The organism is Neptunomonas concharum, from assembly GCF_008630635.1.
Taxonomy (GTDB): Bacteria; Pseudomonadota; Gammaproteobacteria; order Pseudomonadales; family Balneatricaceae; genus Neptunomonas; species Neptunomonas concharum.
The window spans coordinates 378,754-399,291 of sequence record NZ_CP043869.1 but is presented as its reverse complement, the minus strand read 5'-3'; the positions used below and the strand labels follow the sequence as shown (position 1 = coordinate 399,291).

Sequence of the window (20,538 nt, the reverse complement as noted above, 5' to 3'; positions counted from 1 at the left end):
ACGTTATTGATTACTAAAGCGCATCTATCGCTTCACCGAGCTGGCTAACACCCACTATTTCCATCCCTTTCAGTGGTTCTTTGGGCACATTGCCTTTTGGGACAATCGCTCGCTTGAATCCATGCTTGGCAGCTTCTCGAATACGCTCTTGCCCGTTTGGCACAGGGCGAATTTCACCCGACAGGCCCACTTCTCCAAACACCATCAAGTCCTGTGGCAGTGCTCGATCGCGAAAACTGGAAACAACCGCCAATAAAAGCGCCAGATCTCCACTGGTTTCCAATACCTTGACCCCACCAACCACGTTGACAAACACATCCTGATCCCCCGTATGCAACCCTCCGTGACGATGCAAAACCGCTAGCAGCATCGCCAAACGATTGTGATCCATACCGACCGCCACTCTGCGAGGGTTATTCATATGAGACTGATCCACCAGCGCCTGAATCTCTACCAAGAGCGGCCGAGTCCCCTCCCATACCACCATCACGACGCTGCCAGGACTGGGGGTTTCGCCTCGGTTAAGAAAGATTGAACTTGGATTTTTGACCTCTTTCAAACCGTTTTCCAGCATCGCAAATACACCGAGTTCATTAACGGCGCCAAAGCGGTTTTTGTGGGAGCGCAAGGTTCTGAAACGGCTATCAGAAGAACCTTCCAATTGGAGAGAGCAGTCAATCATATGTTCTAGTACCTTAGGCCCTGCTAAAGTACCATCCTTTGTAACATGCCCCACCAAGAACAGCACTGTCCCAGTTTGCTTGGCATAACGCGTTAAATCAGCAGCAGACTCTCTCACTTGTGCAACTGAACCTGGGGCCGACTGAATTTCCGCCATATGCATCACTTGAATCGAGTCGATGACGATCACCTTAGGTTTTAACTCAGCTGCCACCTGGCATACGGCTTCCACGCTCGTTTCTGATAGCATTTTTAACTGATCAGCTTTTAAACCTAGGCGGTGAGCTCGCATCGCCACCTGTTGCAGCGACTCCTCGCCTGTTACATAAAGTGCTGGGAGCTGTGCCGCAAGGTAACACATAATTTGTAATAACAAGGTACTCTTACCGGCCCCGGGATGTCCTCCAATGAGAATAGCCGAGCCGGGCACTAAGCCACCGCCCAATACCCGATCCAGCTCTTGCGTACCGGTCGTTAATCTTGGCATATCCTTCAGATCAACGTCAGAAAGACTCATAACCCGCTGGCTGGTTTGGCCTGCATAGCCATCAAAGCGAGGACGAGCGGCAGGGCCCGATGATGCCGAGGAAGAGAGCCTCATCTCTGTCAGCGTATTCCACGCTTGGCAAGCACTACATTGCCCCTGCCACTTAGTATAATCAGCGCCACACTCTGTACATACATAGGCGGTTTTAGCTTTCGCCATGAGACTCTCCCTCGTTAAAGATGAGTGGCATTCTACCTAACCTGCACACTTCTCATAAAGCTTTAGTCGTTTGTCTATTTATTTGCTAGGGATAACCTTTACAATCTATGTCGATCTAATAACACCAACCATAATGAGTTCGCTCGCAAAGCGTTGTTCCTAGGAGAGTTACATGAAGCTGGAAACCATTGCCGTTCACGGCGGCTACACACCAGACCCAACCACCAAAGCGGTTGCGGTGCCTGTATACCAAACCACATCTTACGCATTTGACGACGCACAACACGGTGCAGACCTATTTGACCTAAAAGTCGCTGGCAATATCTACACTCGCATTATGAACCCAACGACCGACGTACTGGAAAAGCGCGTTGCTGAGTTAGAGGGTGGCGTTGCCGCGTTGGCGGTTGCATCAGGTATGTCAGCTATCACTTACACGATCCAGACAATTGCCGAAGTTGGCGATAACATCGTCTCCACCAGTGAGCTTTACGGTGGTACCTACAACTTATTCGCTCATACGTTACCGCGCCAAGGCATTGAAGTTCGCTTTGCCAACAAAGATGACTTTGCAGCAATCGAAGCACTCATTGACGAAAAAACCAAAGGGGTTTACTGCGAATCGGTGGGCAACCCTTCTGGCGGTATCGCCGATATTGAAAAACTCGCCGAGATTGCGCACCGCCACGGCGTACCATTGATTGTCGATAATACCGTGCCTAGCCCACTGATGTGGCGCCCGATCGAGCAAGGTGCTGACATTGTTGTACACGCAGCGACAAAATACATGGGTGGCCACGGTAACTCTATTGCTGGGGTGATCGTTGATTCTGGCAAATTCCCATGGGCTGATAACAAAGAACGCTTCCCGCTCCTGAACACACCGGATGTTTCTTATCATGGCGTAGTCTATACCGAAGCGTTTGGACCTGCTGCGTTTATTGGCCGAGCACGTGTTGTACCATTACGTAATATGGGTGCAGCCCTGTCTCCTATGAACGCATTTCTTATCCTGCAGGGCTTAGAAACGCTCGCTCTACGCATGGAACGTGTTAACAGCAACACACAGAAGGTGGCTGAGTTCCTTGAAAAACATGAGCAGGTTGAGTGGGTAAACTACGCAGGCCTTGCAAGCCATAAAGACCATGCACTTGCGAAGAGATACATGAACGGTCAAGCCTCTGGCATTTTAAGCTTTGGGGTTAAGGGTGGTCGTGAAGCGACGCGTAAATTCTACGATGCTTTGAACATCTTCTTACGACTGGTGAATATCGGTGACTGTAAGTCACTGGCTTCGATCCCAGCGGAAACAACACACCGCCAGCTCAATGATGAAGAGCTCAAATCTGCAGGTGTCGCTCCAGAGATGGTTCGCCTATCCATTGGCATCGAGCACATTGATGATCTGTTAGCCGATCTTGAGCAAGCCTTAGCTGCAACCTGCTAGCTTTGACAAAAGGATTCGCGGCGAAGTTGCGGCGAATCCTTTTAAAGAAACTGAGTGCTGTATCTACCCTGCGTGGTACTTAGCACTTAGCTCATGAACAGCATCCACAAAGACTTTCGCATGCTCTGGATCGGCAAACTGATGTATACCGTGACCTAAGTTAAAGACATGCCCATTACCGGTACCAAACTTCTCAAGCAAATTTGCTACTTCTTCACGAATTCGTGCCGCAGGCGCATATAGCACAGAAGGATCCATATTACCTTGCAGAGCGACGCGTTCGCCTACACGGCGACGAGCATCACCTAAATCCGTTGTCCAGTCCACCCCAAGTGCATCAGCGCCGGCATCAGCCATCACTTCCAACCATTGCCCACCGTTCTTTGTGAACATAATAACCGGCACTTTACGTCCATCATGCTCTCGAATTAAACCTGAGATGATTTTGCGCATGTAGTCTAATGAAAACGCTTGATACATTTCGCGGCTTAACACACCACCCCAAGTATCAAAAATTTGTACAGCCTGGGCACCACAACGGATCTGCTCATTGAGGTAATCCGTAACAGACTGAGCCAACTTATCCAACAAAACATGTAGTACATCAGGCGTCGCAAACATCATCTGTTTAATGTGTCGGAAATCTTTTGACGAACCACCCTCTACCATGTAAGTCGCCAGTGTCCAAGGGCTGCCAGAGAAGCCAATCAAAGGCACACGACCATTTAGAGCACCGCGGATTTCAGTCACTGCATTCATTACATAATCCAGATCCGTAGCCGCATCCGGTACTTTAAGATCCGCAACATCTTTTTCGGTACGGATAATTTTCTTAAAGCGTGGCCCTTCACCTTGCTCAAAATAGAGACCTAAGTCCATCGCATCCGGTATGGTCAGAATATCTGAAAACAGAATTGCAGCATCAAGATCAAAACGCTCCAACGGCTGAATCGTTACTTCACACGCTAACTCTCGGTTTTTACATAAACTCAGAAAATCACCCGCTTGGGCACGCGTAGCCCGATATTCTGGCAAGTATCGTCCGGCCTGGCGCATCATCCATACTGGCGTTACATCTACAGGTTCACGCATTAGTGCGCGTAAAAAGCGGTCGTTCTTTAATTCAGCCATGTTTCTATCAGCCATCTTTTAATTCATAAATTGGTGCGTATTCTACCGACTTCTTGGCAAAATTGCCCTTAAAAAAGCCCATACAGATCAACAGAGAGGAGATTCATATGAAGTTATTTCAGATGGAGCACGCAGAATTATCCTGTACAATAATCAATCAGCACTTGTACGGCACCTAATAAAAATAGATATGGTCACGACTACCGAACTCCTAACACTGCCCGATACGGCTAACCATCACGATCATGAATACCACCAGTTGGTGTTTGGTCTGGAAGGTAATACTGAATTTGACATTCAGGGGCGAGGTGCGCATGTCAGTCTAGGACAAGGATGTTTGGTCCCCTCAAGCACCGACCATGCGTTTTGTGGTGTTGGCGACAACCAGATCGTAGTTATTAATATTCCTACGGAGAACATCGCACCGCCACCTTTAAAAACGGAGATCGCCCGCCTATTTGAACAAGCGACGTATTTCACATTAGATAGTCAACGCCAAGTGTTACTGCAAGCGATTAGCCGAGAGATCAGGCAAACGCCTGCGAATTCTCCTTTACTTCAAGCCTGTGGCCATACCCTGTTGCTATCAATGCAGAATCATATGAACCTAGCACCCAAGCGGCGCTATCTTGGCGCGATCGACCAAGCAGCGATCGATCAGTATATACAGCTAAATCTACATCGGCGTTTATCCGTACAAGAACTGGCGGGGGTCACGTTCATGAGCCCCAGTCACTTCCACGCTCGCTTTAAAGAGATAACAAACCTTACCCCTCATCAATATGTCTTACAAAAACGTTTATCCGAGGCGAGAAATAAGCTTGCTCAAGGCTGGACGATTTTGCAGACTGCAGAACATTGTGGATTTAGCAGCCAAAGTGCCTTCACTCATGCTTTTAGAAACCATTTTGGAATAACACCATCACGCTGTCGTAAAACTTCGCGAGAGCACTAAACCGTCACATATAACTATCAGACCTTGAAACAAAAAAGCGCTTCTCAAAGAGAAACGCTTCAGGAAGAAATCTAGAGCAGACTTCAAGAGACAGGCAGGTTCTTCTCAACCCACTCAAATACTTGTGGATAAGGCTCGGGGAACATGGGCTTTAACTTTCCCAACGCACTATTAAGAGCAGATAAGCTAGGCTGGGTCAGATTGATATGCCCTACCTTGCGGCCTTCTCGCACCTCTTTACCATACCAATAGAGTTCAGCTGCATCGACTCCAATCCAGCGGTTATCACGAGCTACACCAATCAAGTTAATCATCACCGACTGGCCTTTAACCACAGCATTCGCTAAGGGCAGCCCCGCAACAGCACGCACATGGTACTCAAATTGGCTGATACTCGTACCTGCTTGTGTCCAATGACCACTATTATGGACGCGAGGCGCAAGCTCATTCACCATAAGATGATCACCTACACGGAAGCACTCCATTGCCATAACACCCACATAATCCAGTGAACTAAGTAGTTTTCTAAGCATACCTTCGGCTTCTTTTTGCAGCTTACCTAAACGTTCCAAAGGCGCAATAGAAGCCATCAATATGCCGTTGACATGCAAATTCAAGGTCAGAGGATAGAAGAACATATTGCCTTCTCGGTCGCGCACACCAACGATCGAGACCTCCTCATCAAAAGGGATCTTCTTCTCGGCAATCGCTTCATTGTGCCAACCCTCAGGAACAGCCGTCGCTTCTGCTTGCTTCAGCCAAAATTGACCACGGCCATCATACCCACCCGTACGGCGCTTTAACAAAACCGTATCGCCTAAAGCGGAAAATAGCGATTCAGATTCTGTTTTCTCGCAAACCAGTTGCCAAGGAGCCGTGGCAATATTGAGCTCATCAAGCAGCTGCTTTTGCGTGTATCGATCAGCTAAACGTGGAAATACCGCTTTATTGGCAAAATTCGGATGCGCTGCCAATGTTTGCGTTGCTGGCGTTTCAGGCCATAACTCAATCTCTGCCGTGACTACATCTTCTTCAGCCAATACCACCTCTTGGGACTGGTTAAAATCAACCGGCTGAACTTCAATACTTAACGGCATCGCCGCATGACGCATCATGGCACCGAGTTGCCCGGCACCCAGAACCCACACTTTACCCATTATGCTTCTCGAGGATCAGGATTTTCCAAAATCGTATCCGTCTGAGCTTGACGGAACGCGTCTATTCGTTGTGCCAGTTCAGCATCAGTAGTCGCTAAAATCTGTGCAGCCATTAGACCCGCATTAAACGCACCGGCTGCACCAATTGCCAAAGTACCTACGGCAATACCCTTTGGCATTTGTACAATCGACAACAAACTATCCATGCCATTTAATGCACGGCTTTGTACAGGCACACCTAGAACCGGCAAACGTGTTTTTGATGCCACCATACCTGGCAAATGCGCAGCGCCACCCGCTCCAGCGATAATTACATGATAACCCTTCTCTGCCGCTTCCGAGGAAAAGGAAAACAGCTTATCGGGTGTGCGATGGGCTGAAACCACCTCTACATGATAGGAAACATTCAACTGATCTAAGATTTCAGTTGCAGGCTGCATGGTTTCCCAATCACTCTTGGATCCCATGATGATGGCGACTTTCGGTTGCATATAACTAGGTCCGACTTAACTCTGACTGTATTAAATGGCACTAACTTCGGTTAACGCCGTAAAAGCGAATAATAGCAAATTACTCACCATTGATCGCTAAAAAAACTGGATTTTTCCCAGAACCCAACACACATTTATAGAGACTAAACCGATTAAATGCCGCTTTTTTGGGCGAGTTCAGAGGTTTAAACAAAAGAATCCGAGAATTTAGCAAGACGAAAACCGCTGATTGTCCCTAAAGTGACACATTCACGTTATCCGAGTGACGGCAACGCTACCGTCCGAGTGTTTAGGGAGCATTATAATGTTCAAAGCCACAGACGTTCTTTCCCCCGGCTTTACTGATCTGCCGCTATCATCTTTATGGCAGCTGATCTCGCCTTTGTATGCCATTGATGAAGACACATGGCTCAAGGAATTACTACCTCTCGCCGCTCCCGATAATGCTGAACATGCCCGCATTACTCAAGGTGCAACCCAACTGATAGAGCAAGTGCGCGCAGATGATGGTGCTATCCATATGATTGATGCACTGCTGCTGGAATATAGTCTGGATACAAAAGAGGGAATTCTCTTGATGTGTCTGGCAGAAGCGCTCATGCGCATACCGGATGCTGATACGGCAGATGCACTGATTCGTGACAAGCTATCTGTTGCCGACTGGAAAACGCACTTAAGTAACTCTGACTCCCTTTTTGTCAATGCTTCAACCTGGGGGCTGTTGCTGACAGGCAAAGTGGTCACGATGGATGAAAATGAGGATGGTGCCCCCTCAAATGTCATCAATCGCTTAGTCAACAAACTGTCTGAGCCAGTGATTCGCAAAGTGATGAATCAAGCGATGAAAATTATGGGACATCAGTTTGTTTTAGGCCGTAATATCAAAGAAGCTTTAAAGCGAGGTCGCGACTTCAGAGAAAAAGGCTATACCTACTCATTCGATATGCTGGGAGAAGCAGCCTTAACATCAAGCGATGCCAGCAAGTACTTCAATGACTATATCAATGCGATTGAAGCGGTCGGCAAAGACTCTTACACAGGTTCATCCCCTCGACCTACCATATCTATCAAACTCTCCGCATTACACCCCCGTTATGAAGTAGGGCAGATGGATCGTGTTCTTGGGGAGATGTCAGAAACCGTATTACAGCTGTTAAAAAAAGCTAGATCCCTTAATGTCGGTGTCACCATCGACGCAGAAGAAGCGGATCGTCTAGAACTATCTCTGCAACTTTTTCAGCAGCTGTATCAACATGAAGAATTACGTGGCTGGGGTGAGTTTGGCCTAGTTGTACAGGCATACTCTAAGCGCGCACTACCTGTACTGGTATGGCTGGCGGCATTAGCAAAACAGCAGGGCGATCGTATACCTTTGCGCCTTGTTAAAGGGGCTTACTGGGATAGTGAGATCAAAAACTGTCAACAACGTGGGCTTTCGGGATACCCCGTTTACACGCGCAAAGAAGCAACCGATACCGCTTATTTAGCCTGCGCTCGCTTTCTTCTGAGCGAAGGTGTTCGGGGTCATATTTACCCTCAGTTCGCCAGCCACAACGCACACACTGTTGCAGCAATTGTTGCTATGGCCATGCACGATGAGTTCGAATTTCAACGACTACACGGCATGGGCGATGCCCTCTACAACACCGTTATCAATCAGCATGATGTCAATGTACGTATTTATGCGCCTGTTGGTAACCATAAAGACCTGCTTCCCTATTTAGTTCGTCGCCTACTAGAAAATGGCGCAAACAGCTCTTTTGTACACCGCCTTGTTGATGCGCGCTGTCCTATCAGTGATTTAGTACAACACCCAGCAGAGGTATTGTCTTCACGTCAGTCACTCGCCAACCCCTATATTCCGAAACCTTGGGAACTATTTGGCAATGAGCGTCAAAACTCACAAGGCTTTAATATTGAGATCGAACAGGAATGGTCGGATTTTAAGGCATTGATTACCCCGTTTATGGAACATCAGTGGAAAGCAGGTCCAATCATCTCTGGCCAAACCCTTGAAACGTCTAATGTAGAAACAGTTGTCGCGCCTTACGACCACAATCAGGCGGTTGGCCAAGTCCAGTGGGCAGGCACAGCCGAAGTAGAGCAAGCGTTATCCAATGCACAGCAGGCATTCCCTCTTTGGCGGGACACACCCGTAAATGAACGTGCAAAAATCTTAGAAAGACTAGCCGATTTATTGGAAGCCAACTACGGCGAGTTGATGGCTCTATGCCATCGCGAAGCAGGCAAAACGCTTCAGGATAGCATTGACGAAATCCGGGAAGCCGTAGATTTCTGTCGCTACTATGCGGTGCAAGCTCGAAAAGAGATGTCAGAAATCACTCAGCTCCCCCTACATGATGGCACCACTGCGCAATTACAGCGCCAGGGCCGTGGAGTGTTTGTTTGTATCTCTCCTTGGAACTTTCCTCTTGCGATTTTCCTTGGTCAAGTAACCGCAGCATTAGCTGCCGGGAATACCGTCATCGCCAAGCCTGCAGAACAAACCAGTTTGATCGCTTTTCGGGCGATTGAGTTATTACTGGAAGCGGGCCTGCCTGCTGGAGCTATTCAGTTCTTACCCGGCGACGGCGCAACGGTAGGAGCTCCTCTGACATCCGATAATCGAGTTGCTGGTGTTGCCTTTACAGGCTCAACCGATACGGCACGCCTCATTAACCGCGCATTGTCGGCACGTGATGCCGAACCCGTACCTTTTATTGCAGAAACCGGCGGTCAGAATGCCATGATCATCGACTCAACCTCCTTACCCGAGCAGGTAGTCAGAGATGTGATTCGCTCAGCATTTGCCTCAGCCGGGCAGCGCTGTTCAGCACTTCGCGTACTGTTTGTACAACAAGATGTCGCCGATCGTATTATTCCGATGCTACGTGGCGCCATGATGGAAAGAGTCATTGGAGACCCAACTCTGCACAAAACAGATATTGGCCCAGTCATCGATCAACAGGCACAACAAGGTCTGCTGAACCACATCGAGCGTATGCGCCGAGAAGCCAAGCTCATCGCGCAAAGCGAGCTTCCAGAACATGCTAATCAAGGTACATTCGTGGCACCCACTGCGTTTGAAATCCAATCCATTGACCAGCTGACCGAAGAACAGTTTGGCCCGATTTTGCATGTTGTTCGCTATAAAGCCAGCGAGCTAGACAAGGTGATCGATTCTATTAATGCCACAGGCTTTGGTTTAACACTAGGCGTTCATACGCGTAACGAGACCACTGCACAGCACATCGCCCGACGCGTTCGAGCAGGCAACATCTACATCAATCGCGATCAGGTCGGTGCGGTTGTGGGCGTGCAGCCATTTGGCGGGCAAGGCTTATCAGGGACAGGCCCTAAAGCAGGTGGTCCTCATTATTTGAAGCGTTTTACCTTAGAAGTTCGTCAAGATAACGTATGAGCTGGAGAAGTTAATTATGAAACCTGAAACGTTAAGCGTTGCTATTGATAAGACTCTTCAGGCTCACGAGCAGTGGAGCCATAGAACTCTGGCATCTCGACTTGCGATACTTGAAGCCGCAGCAGCCTCACTGGATTCCCCTTTAGCGACATGGGTACTAGAGCGTATCTCCAAGGAGATGCCCTATGAAACCTTGTTACCCGGCCCCACCGGTGAAGCCAACAGCCTACATTGGGAAGGTCGCGGGGTAGTCGCCGTTTTGCGCGATGAAACAGCAGCCTCAGCGGCATATATTGCACAGCTGTTTACAGCGCTAGCCACCGGCAATGTGGCCATCATTCAGGTTGGGGAACTAGCGTTACATGTAGCTCAAGCACTACAAACAGCAGGCTTACCTGAGGGCGTATTACAAATCACTGAAGCTGATACTGATCAACTAGCAGCACATCCAGCATTTGCGGGATACGCTTTTTCTGGCTCCAGCGCTACAGCGTCAGTGCTGAATCGCAAGATCAGCCATCGCGATGGGTGCTTAGCCCAGCTGATATCAGAAACCGACCCTCTGAACTTCAGCCTTATCACCAGCCAAGACTACCCTTGGCGCTTCGTGACAGAGAGCACACTATCCATTAATACAACAGCCGTAGGTGGCAACGCAACGCTACTAGAGCTTGGCGGGAAAACCGACGGCTAATCTTTTAAAAAGGCGCCAGGTAAGTCTGTACTTCGGCGCTTTTTTATTTCCTATGGTTGGTGGAGAGCCTCCTAACCCCACACGACCGGACTAATAATAAGCAAGAGGTATGCTGTATGATTGAAAACAACGGCGCCATTATTGGCACCTTTATCGTCTACTTAGGCTTGATGCTTGCCATCGGCGTCTATGCATATAAACGCACATCCAACTCATCTGATTATTTTCTTGGCGGTCGCTCATTAGGACCTTGGCCGGCAGCGCTTTCCGCTGGAGCCTCTGATATGAGTGGCTGGCTACTGCTCGGTTTACCAGGCTACGCTTTTGCCGCAGGCTATGAATCGCTGTGGCTGGCTGGCGGTTTATTGCTGGGCACGTGGCTGAACTGGTTATTGGTAGCTAAACGCTTACGTACTTACAGTATTGAAGCGGATGATGCCCTGACATTACCCGAGTTTTTTGCTAAGCGCTTTGAAGATAAGTCAAATCTGCTACAAGTTATTTCAGCGTTCTTTATTTTGCTTTTCTTCCTTTTCTATACAAGCTCAGGACTGGTTGCAGGTGGGAAGTTGTTTGAAACGGTCTTCGGCCTTGATTACACCTGGGCGGTAATTATAGGTACGGTCTGTGTCGTATCTTATACCCTGTTTGGCGGCTTCTTAGCGGTTTCATGGACGGATCTGGTGCAGGGCTTGCTTATGGCAGCCGCACTATTAATCGTCCCTATTATTGCCATTCAAACGGAGGGCGGTTTTGGTGCGATGTTTAGCGCCTTGGAGGCAAAAAACCCTGAACTGCTGACCCTATGGAATGATGCAAAAGGCGAGCCGCTAACAGCTATCGCGATTATCTCCTTAGCGGCTTGGGGCTTAGGCTACTTTGGACAACCTCATATTCTTGCACGTTTTGCTGCGATTCGGAGCAATGAAGAGATTCCGACAGCACGACGTATTGCCGTAATTTGGTCTGCCTTAGCAATGATTGGCGCCATGCTCGTGGGCTTAGTGGGTATTATCTATGTGGATAATCAGCTAGGCGGAAACTTAGGTGACGGCGAAAAAATCTTCATGTTGCTGGTCAATGCAATTTTCCACCCTGTGGTTGCTGGTATCCTGCTTGCCGCCATTCTGGCTGCCATCATGAGTACAGCAGACTCCCAACTTTTGGTTTCTTCATCTGCTCTGGCCGAAGACTTTTACAAACAGGTTTTCCGCAAAGATGCCTCTCAGCAAGAGGTGGTGATGGTAGGACGTATTGCCGTCATCGGCCTATCCGTTGTTGCACTGATGCTCGCCATGAACCCCGAAAGCTCTGTTCTAGGCCTTGTTTCCTATGCATGGGCAGGCTTTGGTGCAGCCTTTGGTCCAACACTGATATTAAGCCTTTATTGGAAACGGATGAATCGTTTAGGCGCGTTGGCCGGTGTACTCGTTGGCGGCATTACAGTCGTTCTGTGGAAACAAGTGAGCGGTGGAATTTTTGATATCTATGAAATCGTACCTGGCATTATCTTTGCCACGATCGCCATTATCATCGTCAGCTTGGTAACCACTGAGCCATCAGCGTCAGTACAAGCACGTTTTGACCGCTTTAAAAATCAGCTGTAATTAAAGACTTCTCCAGAGGCCTCAAGGATGGGGCCTTTTTTTAAACAGCAACGATAGGGACGGCATACTCCAATTCAAATATCTCGTTTTCATCAAGAAATTGATTGCGTCGATAAATAGCGTACGCCGGTGTTTGACCTAGCTGATAACCGCTCTGCGGTAACCAACGATGGTAAAAAGCATGTAAAACGGGCAGCAAATCCCCTAAACGCCCAGACGCTTCTATAACAGCATGCATTCCTGATGGGATCATCATTACGCCCACTTTACCTTGTCGCCACACTGTCTCATCAACTTCAATACAGGCTAAGTAACGACATCTATCTAAGGGTACGATATCGGGGTTAGATGGATGTAGTCCCAACATTTGCGCACGCTGAAAATCAATACAATGCTTAAGCGCCCACTGTTGCAAAAGCCCCCAAGCCTCACATATAGAGCGATCGTACCCTTGGTGCCTAACATACGCTACGCGCCACGCTTTTATATGGCGTATGGTAACAGCGGGTAATTTAAGCTCCTCTCCTAACGCTTCGATATCCCGACGTTTCACATCAGAGTGGGCTTGTTTGTAGTGAGAGTAGCCACCGTTACGCCATTCTCTTGGTGATGAACCAAACTGTTTTTTAAAGGCATGGGTAAATGAAGCATGAGAGAGAAAGCCACAGCGTGAAGCCACCTCTAAGACATTGGAAGATGGCTCATAAATGAGTAAGTTAGCCGCTCGCTCCAATCGACTACGCCGAATATAGTCATTTAAATTCTCCCCCGTCACCTCTTTAAAGACACGATGGAAATGATAGGTAGAATAAGCCGCGACTTTAGCCAGATCCTTAGCATTCAAAGGGGCGCTGATATCACTGTGTATATGGTACAACACATCATTGATTCTCGTTTGGTGTCGTAACTTTCCTGCGTCCACCTGACACTCCCTCAAATCGCACATTTGGACAACTTTTTTAGCACATATGACAAAGCGTCAACTTCCGCCTCTTCGTTATGCTGGTCAGAGGAGGACAATAATAATGATCACTTTATCACAACGTACACAGAAGATGTCGCCGTCTTATATCCGTGAGATTCTCAATGCCACTCAGCAACCAGACATGATCTCATTTGCAGGCGGTTTACCCGATGAATCCCTTTTTCCAAAGCAAAGACTTCAAGATGCCGCTGCAAAAATGCTCGCCGATACTCGCTGCTTTCAGTATGGCGAAACTCAGGGCGATCCAAAACTTAGAGAATGGATCAAAAATCATCAGATACCTGACACACTTGAGGTCATTATCACGACAGGTTCGCAGCAGGCGTTGGATTTGATTGCCAGAGCATACCTAAATCCCGGCGATACCGTATTGGTAGAAACGCCCTGCTATCTTGGTGCGCTACAAGTATTTGAGTTAGCCGAGGCTAGCATCATTACGCTGCCGCAGACCATATCCGGTCCTGATATCGAGCAATTAGAGCAAATACTCCAGCAACATACCCCGAAACTCTTTTATTCCGTTCCCGACTTTCATAATCCATCGGGCAGATGCTGGAGCTTAGAAACGCGTCAGGCGGTTGCTCACTTACTTAATACTTATAGCACATTATTTATCGAGGATGCTCCCTATAGAGCATTACGTTATGAGGGTGATCATATTGCTCAAGTATCTGATCTCACTGATGCGCCGACTATTCGATTAGGGTCTTTCTCTAAAGTTGCGACACCCGGTATGCGCATAGGCTATGCAGCAGGCGCGGCCACTTGTATACAGCCACTTATCTTACTCAAGCAAGCGGCAGACCTGCACTCTACCTTACCTATTCAGCGAATGATGTATCACCTGCTAGCAGATGGCTTACTTGAAGAACACTTACCTCGACTCGTACACCATTACAGAGAGAAGAGCTTAGTAATGACCCATATGTTACGCAAGACACTGGGAGATCGGATCTCCCTATCCGACCCGGTAGGGGGCATGTTCCTATGGGGAGAGTTACATGGGATCAGCGCACACGCTTTAGCCAAAGCTTCATTAGAAAACGGGGTTGCGATCGTCCCCGGCGATGTATTTTACCCCAGCGGACATGAGGGACCAGAGGCTCTGAGGCTAAATTTCACCCATGCTTCAATCAGTATGATTGAAGAAGGTATTAAGCGACTCACTCATGCCGCTAACATGCTATAAAACAAAGAGGCCGCACAAGTGCGGCCTCTGGTATTACTGAGATAAACAATTACACTTTCAAGTAATCCATTATCCCTTCAGCGGCTTTGCGCCCTTCCCAAATAGCGGTAACCACCAGATCAGATCCGCGCACCATATCACCACCTGCAAACACTTTATCATTGCTGGTCTGGAATGGCTGACGACCCAGCTGTGGTTTTTCAGGTGCAATGACACGTCCATCCTCATGCAGATCAATCCCGAAATCTGCAAACCAAGGCGCAGGGCTAGGACGGAAGCCAAACGCAACCAATACTGCATCTGCTTCAAGCACCTCTTCTGAGCCTGGTACAACCTCTGCGCGCTGACGACCATTCTCGTCTGGCTCACCCATTTGCGTTGTGACCACTTTAACGCCGGACACTTTGCCGTTTTCACCCACAACTTCCACAGGCTGGCGGTTAAAGAGGAACTTCACGCCCTCTTCACGTGCGTTTTCAACCTCACGCTTAGAACCTGGCATATTGGCTTCATCACGACGATAAGCACAAGTAACACGCTTCGCTTCTTGGCGAATAGAGGTACGGTTACAATCCATCGCCGTATCGCCACCACCAAGAACAACCACTTGTTTACCCTTCATGCTGATATATTCAGATGGGTCTTTTTCAAAGCCAAGGCAGTGATTAACATTTGAAATCAGATAAGGCAGTGCATCATACACACCTTCAAGATCTTCACCGGGGAAGCCACCTTTCATATAGGTATACGTTCCCATACCCAAGAAGACCGCATCGTACTGATCAATCAAGTCTTGCACGGAGATATCTTTGCCAACTTCCGTTTCAAGACGGAACTCCACCCCCATGTCAGTGAAGATTTCACGGCGACGAGACATGACATTCTTTTCGAGTTTAAACTCAGGAATACCAAAGGTCAGCAAACCGCCAATTTCAGGGTTACGATCAAAAACCACAGGCGTTACGCCATTACGAACAAGCACATCAGCAGCCGCTAATCCCGCTGGGCCCGCGCCAATAATCGCAACTTTTTTGTCCGTTTTAGGCACATCAGACAAATCTGGTCGCCACCCCATGGCAAACGCCGTATCGGTGATATATTTCTCCACCGAACCAATGGTCACCGCACCAAATCCATCATTCAGCGTACATGCGCCTTCACATAAACGATCCTGTGGACAAACGCGGCCACATACTTCAGGTAAAGAGTTGGTCTGATGGCTTAATTCTGCCGCCTGAATAATATTGCCCTCAGACACTAACTGCAGCCAGTCAGGAATATGGTTGTGCACAGGGCACTTCCATGAGCAATATGGGTTACCGCAATCTAAACAGCGATGCGCCTGTTCGCACGCATTCTCTTTAGGAAAGGGTTCATAAATTTCAGCGAACTGTTTTTTACGAACAGACGCTTTGACCTTTTTCGGGCCTTCTCGGGATACGTCGAGGAACTGGAAATCGTTGTTAAGACGTTCAGTCATGGTCCCCACCTCGTTAGGGCGCCTGAAAACAGGCGCACGTTAAACTATAAACTCGTTACAACGCCTGTTATTCAGGACGCTTACGGACGCTATTCAGAAGATCATTGATTCCGGCAGCCTTCGGCTTGACCAACCAGAAGCGAGCAATGTAATCATCAAAGTTATCGATGATCTCCTGCCCCCACTGGCTACCTGTCTCTTTGGCGAACTCAATAATGACCGAACGTAGATGGTTCTTATAGATCTCCATCTGTTCCGTGTGAATACGGTGAATCTCTACCAATTCGTGGTTGTACTTATCCACAAAGGTATTGTCCTGATCCAAGACATAGGCGAAACCACCTGTCATACCGGCACCGAAGTTATAACCTGTCGGCCCAAGAACGGTGACAAGACCTCCAGTCATATATTCACAACAGTGATCTCCGGCACCTTCGATCACGGCATGGCAGCCAGAGTTTCGAACAGCAAAGCGCTCACCCGCACGGCCTGCTGCAAACAATTTACCGCCCGTTGCTCCATACAAACAGGTATTACCCATAATGGAGGTTTCGTTAGACTTGAATGTCACTTCAGAGAATGGGCTCAGAACCAGCTTACCACCGGCCATGCCTTTACCCACGTAGTCGTTAGCATCACCTTCAAGGTAGAGATACTGACCACCTGCATTCCACACACCGAAAGACTGACCAGCATGACCTTTAAAGCGGAAAGTAACTGGCTGATCTTCCATACCTAAATTGCTATATTTTTTAGCAATAGCGCCTGACGTACGAGCACCTACCGAACGGTCACAGTTAGTAATGGTAAGCTGCCACTCACCACCGGCTTTCCGCTCAATACTCTCTAGTGCTAATTCAAGCATGTGCGTATTAAGATCACCGCTGTCATAAGGCTCGTTCTTAGCTTGCTGGCAAGTATGCGGATATTCCGCAGGCACACCACCATCACTAATGATTGGGCTTAGGTCCAGCTTCTGTTGTTTAGGTGTAAAGCCTTCTATCGCTTCCAGCAGATCGACACGACCGACGAGTTCTTCCATGGTGCGAACACCCATCTTCGCCATCCACTGCCGCGTTTCTTCAGCCACAAAACGGAAGAAGTTCTTCACCATTTCGACGGTACCACGGAAATGATCCTGACGCAGTTTTTCGTCTTGTGTTGCAACACCTGTCGCACAGTTATTCAAATGACAGATACGCAAGAACTTACAGCCCAATGCCACCATTGGCATCGTGCCAAAACCAAAGCTTTCAGCACCGAGCATCGCCGCTTTAACAACATCCAAACCGGTTTTGAGACCACCGTCTGTTTGCAAGCGAATTTTACCGCGCAGGTGGTTACCACGAAGCGATTGATGCGCATCCGATAAGCCCAATTCCCAAGGAGAACCCGCATAATGGATCGACGTCAGCGGTGACGCTGCTGTACCACCGTCATAGCCAGATATCGTAATCAGGTCTGCGTATGCTTTAGCCACGCCACACGCGATCGTACCGACGCCTGGTCGCGATACCAACTTAACCGAAACCAAGGCATCAGGATTGATCTGTTTCAAGTCAAAGATCAGCTGCGCTAAATCTTCAATCGAATAGATATCATGATGAGGCGGCGGTGAAATCAGCGTTACCCCCGGCACAGAGAAGCGTAAACGTGCGATTAGGTCATTAACCTTACCACCCGGCAACTGCCCACCTTCACCCGGCTTAGCACCTTGCGCGACCTTAATTTGCATCACTTCAGCGCTCATCAGGTACTCTGGCGTAACGCCAAAACGACCAGAGGCAACTTGTTTAATTTTGGAGCGTTTCATCGTTCCGTGTCGCGCTGGGTCTTCCCCACCCTCACCGGAATTAGAACGGCCACCCAGTTCATTCATGGCAACCGCTAACGCTTCATGCGCTTCTGGCGACAGAGCTCCTAATGACATCGCCGCCGAATCAAAGCGCTTCAATATCGCTTCAATGGGCTCAACTTGATCCAGAGGTATCGCTTTAACATCTTTCTTCAGCGAAAGCATATCGCGTAATGTTGCAACACCGCGGTTATTAACCAAGTCCGCATAGATCTGATATTTTGCTGGGTCACCTGACTCTACAGCTTCATGAATGGTGCGAACAACATCCGGATTATAGGCATGATATTCACCATCATGCATATACTTGAGCAAACCGCCTTGCTGGATAGGTTTGCGAGCAGTATTGGCTTCCTGAGCAAGCAATGATTGCTCAAACTCGAAGTCCTCAAACCCAGCACCCTCGATACGGCTGGTTACACCCTTGAAGCACAGATCTACGATATCTGAATTCAGGCCAATCGCTTCAAATAGCTGTGCACCACGGTAGGAGGCAATCGTTGAAATACCCATCTTCGACAGGATTTTCATCAGGCCTTTATTGATACCCTTACGGTAGTTTTCATGGCTATCCAAAGGCGCCAATGCAATCTCACCCGAAGCACACAACTCATTAAGGACGCGATACACCAAAAATGGATAAACTGCCGTTGCACCAAAACCAAACAACACAGCAAAGTGGTGCGGGTCTCTAGCAGTAGCCGTCTCAACAATGATATTGGCATCACAGCGCAAACCTGTATCGATAAGACGGTGGTGTACAGCCCCCGTTGCCATTGCAGCATGAATAGGTAACTGCCCTGGCTCAATGTGTGCGTCCGTCAAGATGACCAGTACTTTTCCATCACGAACCGCTTGTTCTGCCTTATCCGTCACAGAAAGCAGCGCCTCTTTCAACCCCATCTCTGACGGGTCATAGTTGAGGCTGATTTTCGCCACTTCAAAACCTGATACGGTATTGTCTCGTAAACGACGGAATTTGGACGCTGAAAGTACCGGCGTAGTTAAGATAACACGACGCGCATGAGCGGGTGTTTCTTCAAATACGTTTTGCTCACGACCTAAGCAGGTTTCAAGCGACATAACGATCGCTTCACGCAGAGGGTCGATTGGCGGGTTGGTCACTTGCGCAAACTGCTGACGGAAGTAGTCATAAACAGAACGCACACGGTTAGACAACACAGCCATTGGCTTGTCATCACCCATGGAACCAACGGCTTCCATACCGGATTCGCCAAGAGGGCGAATAACATGATCACGCTCTTCAAAGGTAACTTGGAACATTTTCATGTTCATCTTAACCTCTTCCGGCGGCATATCACGGAAGGACTGAGACTCCTCTTTGAGATTCATGGTCTGCTCGAGGCGCAACGCATTTTCTTTTAACCACTGCTTGTACGGTTGTGCCTTCTTCAGTCGATTATCAACATCCGCAGTATGCAGTATTTCACCGTTTTGCGTATCGATCGCCAAGATCTGACCGGGCCCAACACGGCCTTGTGCGACTATATCGCCCGGCTCATAATCAAACACACCGATCTCAGAAGCCGTACAGATATATCCTTGCTTCGTCATGACCCAGCGCGATGGGCGCAAACCGTTACGGTCAAGCATACATACAGCCACACGACCGTTAGTCATTACCATGCCTGCTGGGCCGTCCCACGGTTCCATATGCATGGAATTGTATTCATAGAAAGAGCGTAACTCTGTATCCATGGTGTCAACGTTTTGCCATGCAGGCGGGACAATCATGCGCACTGCACGATAAATATCAATACCGCCTACCATGAGAAACTCAAGCATATTATCCATACTTGAGGAGTCAGAACCTGTGGTATTTACAATAGGCTGCAACTCTTCCAAGTTAGGTAGTAGTTCCGTTTCAAACTTACGTGCACGTGCTCGAGCCCAATTACGGTTACCCTCTACAGTATTGATCTCACCGTTGTGAGCCAAAAAGCGGAAAGGCTGAGCCAGCGGCCAACGAGGAGCCGTATTTGTAGAGAAGCGCTGGTGGTAAGTACACACTGCAGTTGCCAATGACTCATCAGCCAAATCTTTATAAAAGACGGGCAGATCAACAGGCATGGTCAAACCTTTGTAGGAAATGACTTTGTCCGACAAGCTACATATATAAAAGTCAGGGTCATTGCTAAGGGCTATTTCCGCCTTACGACGTGCTACAAACAGGCTAATACCAAACTCACGCTCAGTTTTGCCTCCACCTTCAACAAAAACCTGCTCGATGCGAGGCATCGTATCTTTTGCGATGGGGCCTAGACAGGAGACATCCGTTGGCACGACACGCCAGCCGACTACCTTTAACCCTTGTGCCTCAAGCTCACGGTTGATGGTTTGGCGAGCTGTCTCAGCCAGCGCAGCCTCATGCGACATAAACACCATGCCAACTGCATACTGCTCAGACAAATCGACACCTAAGTCACGCTTCGCAGCCGCTCTTAAAAAGCTGTCCGGCTTCTGCATTAGCAGACCACAACCATCACCTGTCTTACCATCCGCGGCGATGCCACCACGATGGGTCATACAAGCGAGGGCTTGAATCGCTTTTTGTAATAGATCATGACTGGCTTCACCCTCAAGGTGCGCCATCAGACCGAAGCCACAGTTATCCTTAAACTCACCGGGGCGATACAGACCTGTGCTCATAAGTCATACTCACTCAAAGTTCTTTAAAATCAAAGCCTTATTAAAAGACCTCTTCGACTGTACGTTTTC

13 protein-coding genes are annotated in these 20,538 nt (G+C 48.5%); 6 read left to right on the top strand and 7 right to left on the bottom strand.

The annotated features are described in order from the left end of the window. Positions 1–13 precede the first annotated feature (13 nt). On the bottom strand, positions 14–1,387 hold the full coding sequence (radA, locus tag F0U83_RS01845; RefSeq protein ID WP_138986250.1) for a DNA repair protein RadA: 1,374 nt from the start codon (positions 1,385–1,387) through the stop codon (positions 14–16). 172 nt (positions 1,388–1,559) lie between these two features. Here radA and F0U83_RS01840 point away from each other — a divergent pair, with 172 nt between their 5' ends. Next, positions 1,560–2,834: an O-acetylhomoserine aminocarboxypropyltransferase/cysteine synthase family protein gene (locus F0U83_RS01840; protein WP_138986249.1), complete on the top strand. Its 1,275-nt coding sequence runs from the start codon at positions 1,560–1,562 to the stop codon at positions 2,832–2,834. 63 nt (positions 2,835–2,897) lie between these two features. Here F0U83_RS01840 and hemE read toward each other — a convergent pair whose 3' ends face one another. Continuing rightward, positions 2,898–3,965 (bottom strand): uroporphyrinogen decarboxylase, encoded by a 1,068-nt coding sequence (hemE, locus tag F0U83_RS01835; protein ID WP_138986678.1) that lies wholly within the window; start codon positions 3,963–3,965, stop codon positions 2,898–2,900. 190 nt (positions 3,966–4,155) lie between these two features. Here hemE and F0U83_RS01830 point away from each other — a divergent pair, with 190 nt between their 5' ends. Next, complete coding sequence (locus tag F0U83_RS01830; RefSeq protein WP_138986248.1) at positions 4,156–4,920, top strand: helix-turn-helix transcriptional regulator; 765 nt, start codon at positions 4,156–4,158, stop codon at positions 4,918–4,920. An 83-nt stretch (positions 4,921–5,003) separates the two neighbouring features. Here the strand turns inward: F0U83_RS01830 and purK are convergent, their stop codons facing one another. Both purK and purE read right to left on the bottom strand, forming a co-directional pair. Further along, on the bottom strand, positions 5,004–6,077 hold the full coding sequence (gene purK, locus F0U83_RS01825; RefSeq protein WP_138986247.1) for a 5-(carboxyamino)imidazole ribonucleotide synthase: 1,074 nt from the start codon (positions 6,075–6,077) through the stop codon (positions 5,004–5,006). After that, a complete protein-coding gene (purE, locus tag F0U83_RS01820) occupies positions 6,077–6,568 on the bottom strand; it encodes a 5-(carboxyamino)imidazole ribonucleotide mutase (RefSeq protein ID WP_138986246.1) in 492 nt (163 codons plus the stop codon). The genes purK and purE overlap by 1 nt, the downstream gene beginning before the upstream one ends. A gap of 304 nt (positions 6,569–6,872) precedes the next feature. Between purE and putA the strand changes: the two genes are divergently transcribed. From putA to putP, 3 genes are all read left to right on the top strand, one after another. After that, the gene (putA, locus tag F0U83_RS01815) at positions 6,873–9,989 is read left to right on the top strand and encodes a bifunctional proline dehydrogenase/L-glutamate gamma-semialdehyde dehydrogenase PutA (RefSeq protein ID WP_138986245.1); all 3,117 of its coding nucleotides are present in this window, start codon (positions 6,873–6,875) and stop codon (positions 9,987–9,989) included. Positions 9,990–10,005: 16 nt separating this feature from the next. Then, the gene (locus F0U83_RS01810; protein ID WP_138986244.1) at positions 10,006–10,683 is read left to right on the top strand and encodes an aldehyde dehydrogenase family protein; all 678 of its coding nucleotides are present in this window, start codon (positions 10,006–10,008) and stop codon (positions 10,681–10,683) included. A 116-nt stretch (positions 10,684–10,799) separates the two neighbouring features. After that, the gene (putP, locus tag F0U83_RS01805; RefSeq protein ID WP_138986243.1) at positions 10,800–12,290 is read left to right on the top strand and encodes a sodium/proline symporter PutP; all 1,491 of its coding nucleotides are present in this window, start codon (positions 10,800–10,802) and stop codon (positions 12,288–12,290) included. Positions 12,291–12,330: 40 nt separating this feature from the next. Here putP and F0U83_RS01800 read toward each other — a convergent pair whose 3' ends face one another. Then, on the bottom strand, positions 12,331–13,212 hold the full coding sequence (locus F0U83_RS01800; protein WP_170221700.1) for an AraC family transcriptional regulator: 882 nt from the start codon (positions 13,210–13,212) through the stop codon (positions 12,331–12,333). Between the two features lie 103 nt (positions 13,213–13,315). Here F0U83_RS01800 and F0U83_RS01795 point away from each other — a divergent pair, with 103 nt between their 5' ends. Further along, positions 13,316–14,464, top strand: a complete 1,149-nt coding sequence (locus tag F0U83_RS01795) for an aminotransferase-like domain-containing protein (RefSeq protein ID WP_170221698.1) — start codon at positions 13,316–13,318, stop codon at positions 14,462–14,464. A 49-nt stretch (positions 14,465–14,513) separates the two neighbouring features. Here the strand turns inward: F0U83_RS01795 and F0U83_RS01790 are convergent, their stop codons facing one another. Continuing rightward, positions 14,514–15,944: an FAD-dependent oxidoreductase gene (locus tag F0U83_RS01790; protein WP_138986240.1), complete on the bottom strand. Its 1,431-nt coding sequence runs from the start codon at positions 15,942–15,944 to the stop codon at positions 14,514–14,516. Between the two features lie 67 nt (positions 15,945–16,011). Further along, positions 16,012–20,469, bottom strand: coding sequence for a glutamate synthase large subunit (gene gltB / locus F0U83_RS01785; RefSeq protein ID WP_138986239.1), 4,458 nt, complete (start codon positions 20,467–20,469; stop codon positions 16,012–16,014). Between the last annotated feature and the right edge of the window lie 69 nt (positions 20,470–20,538).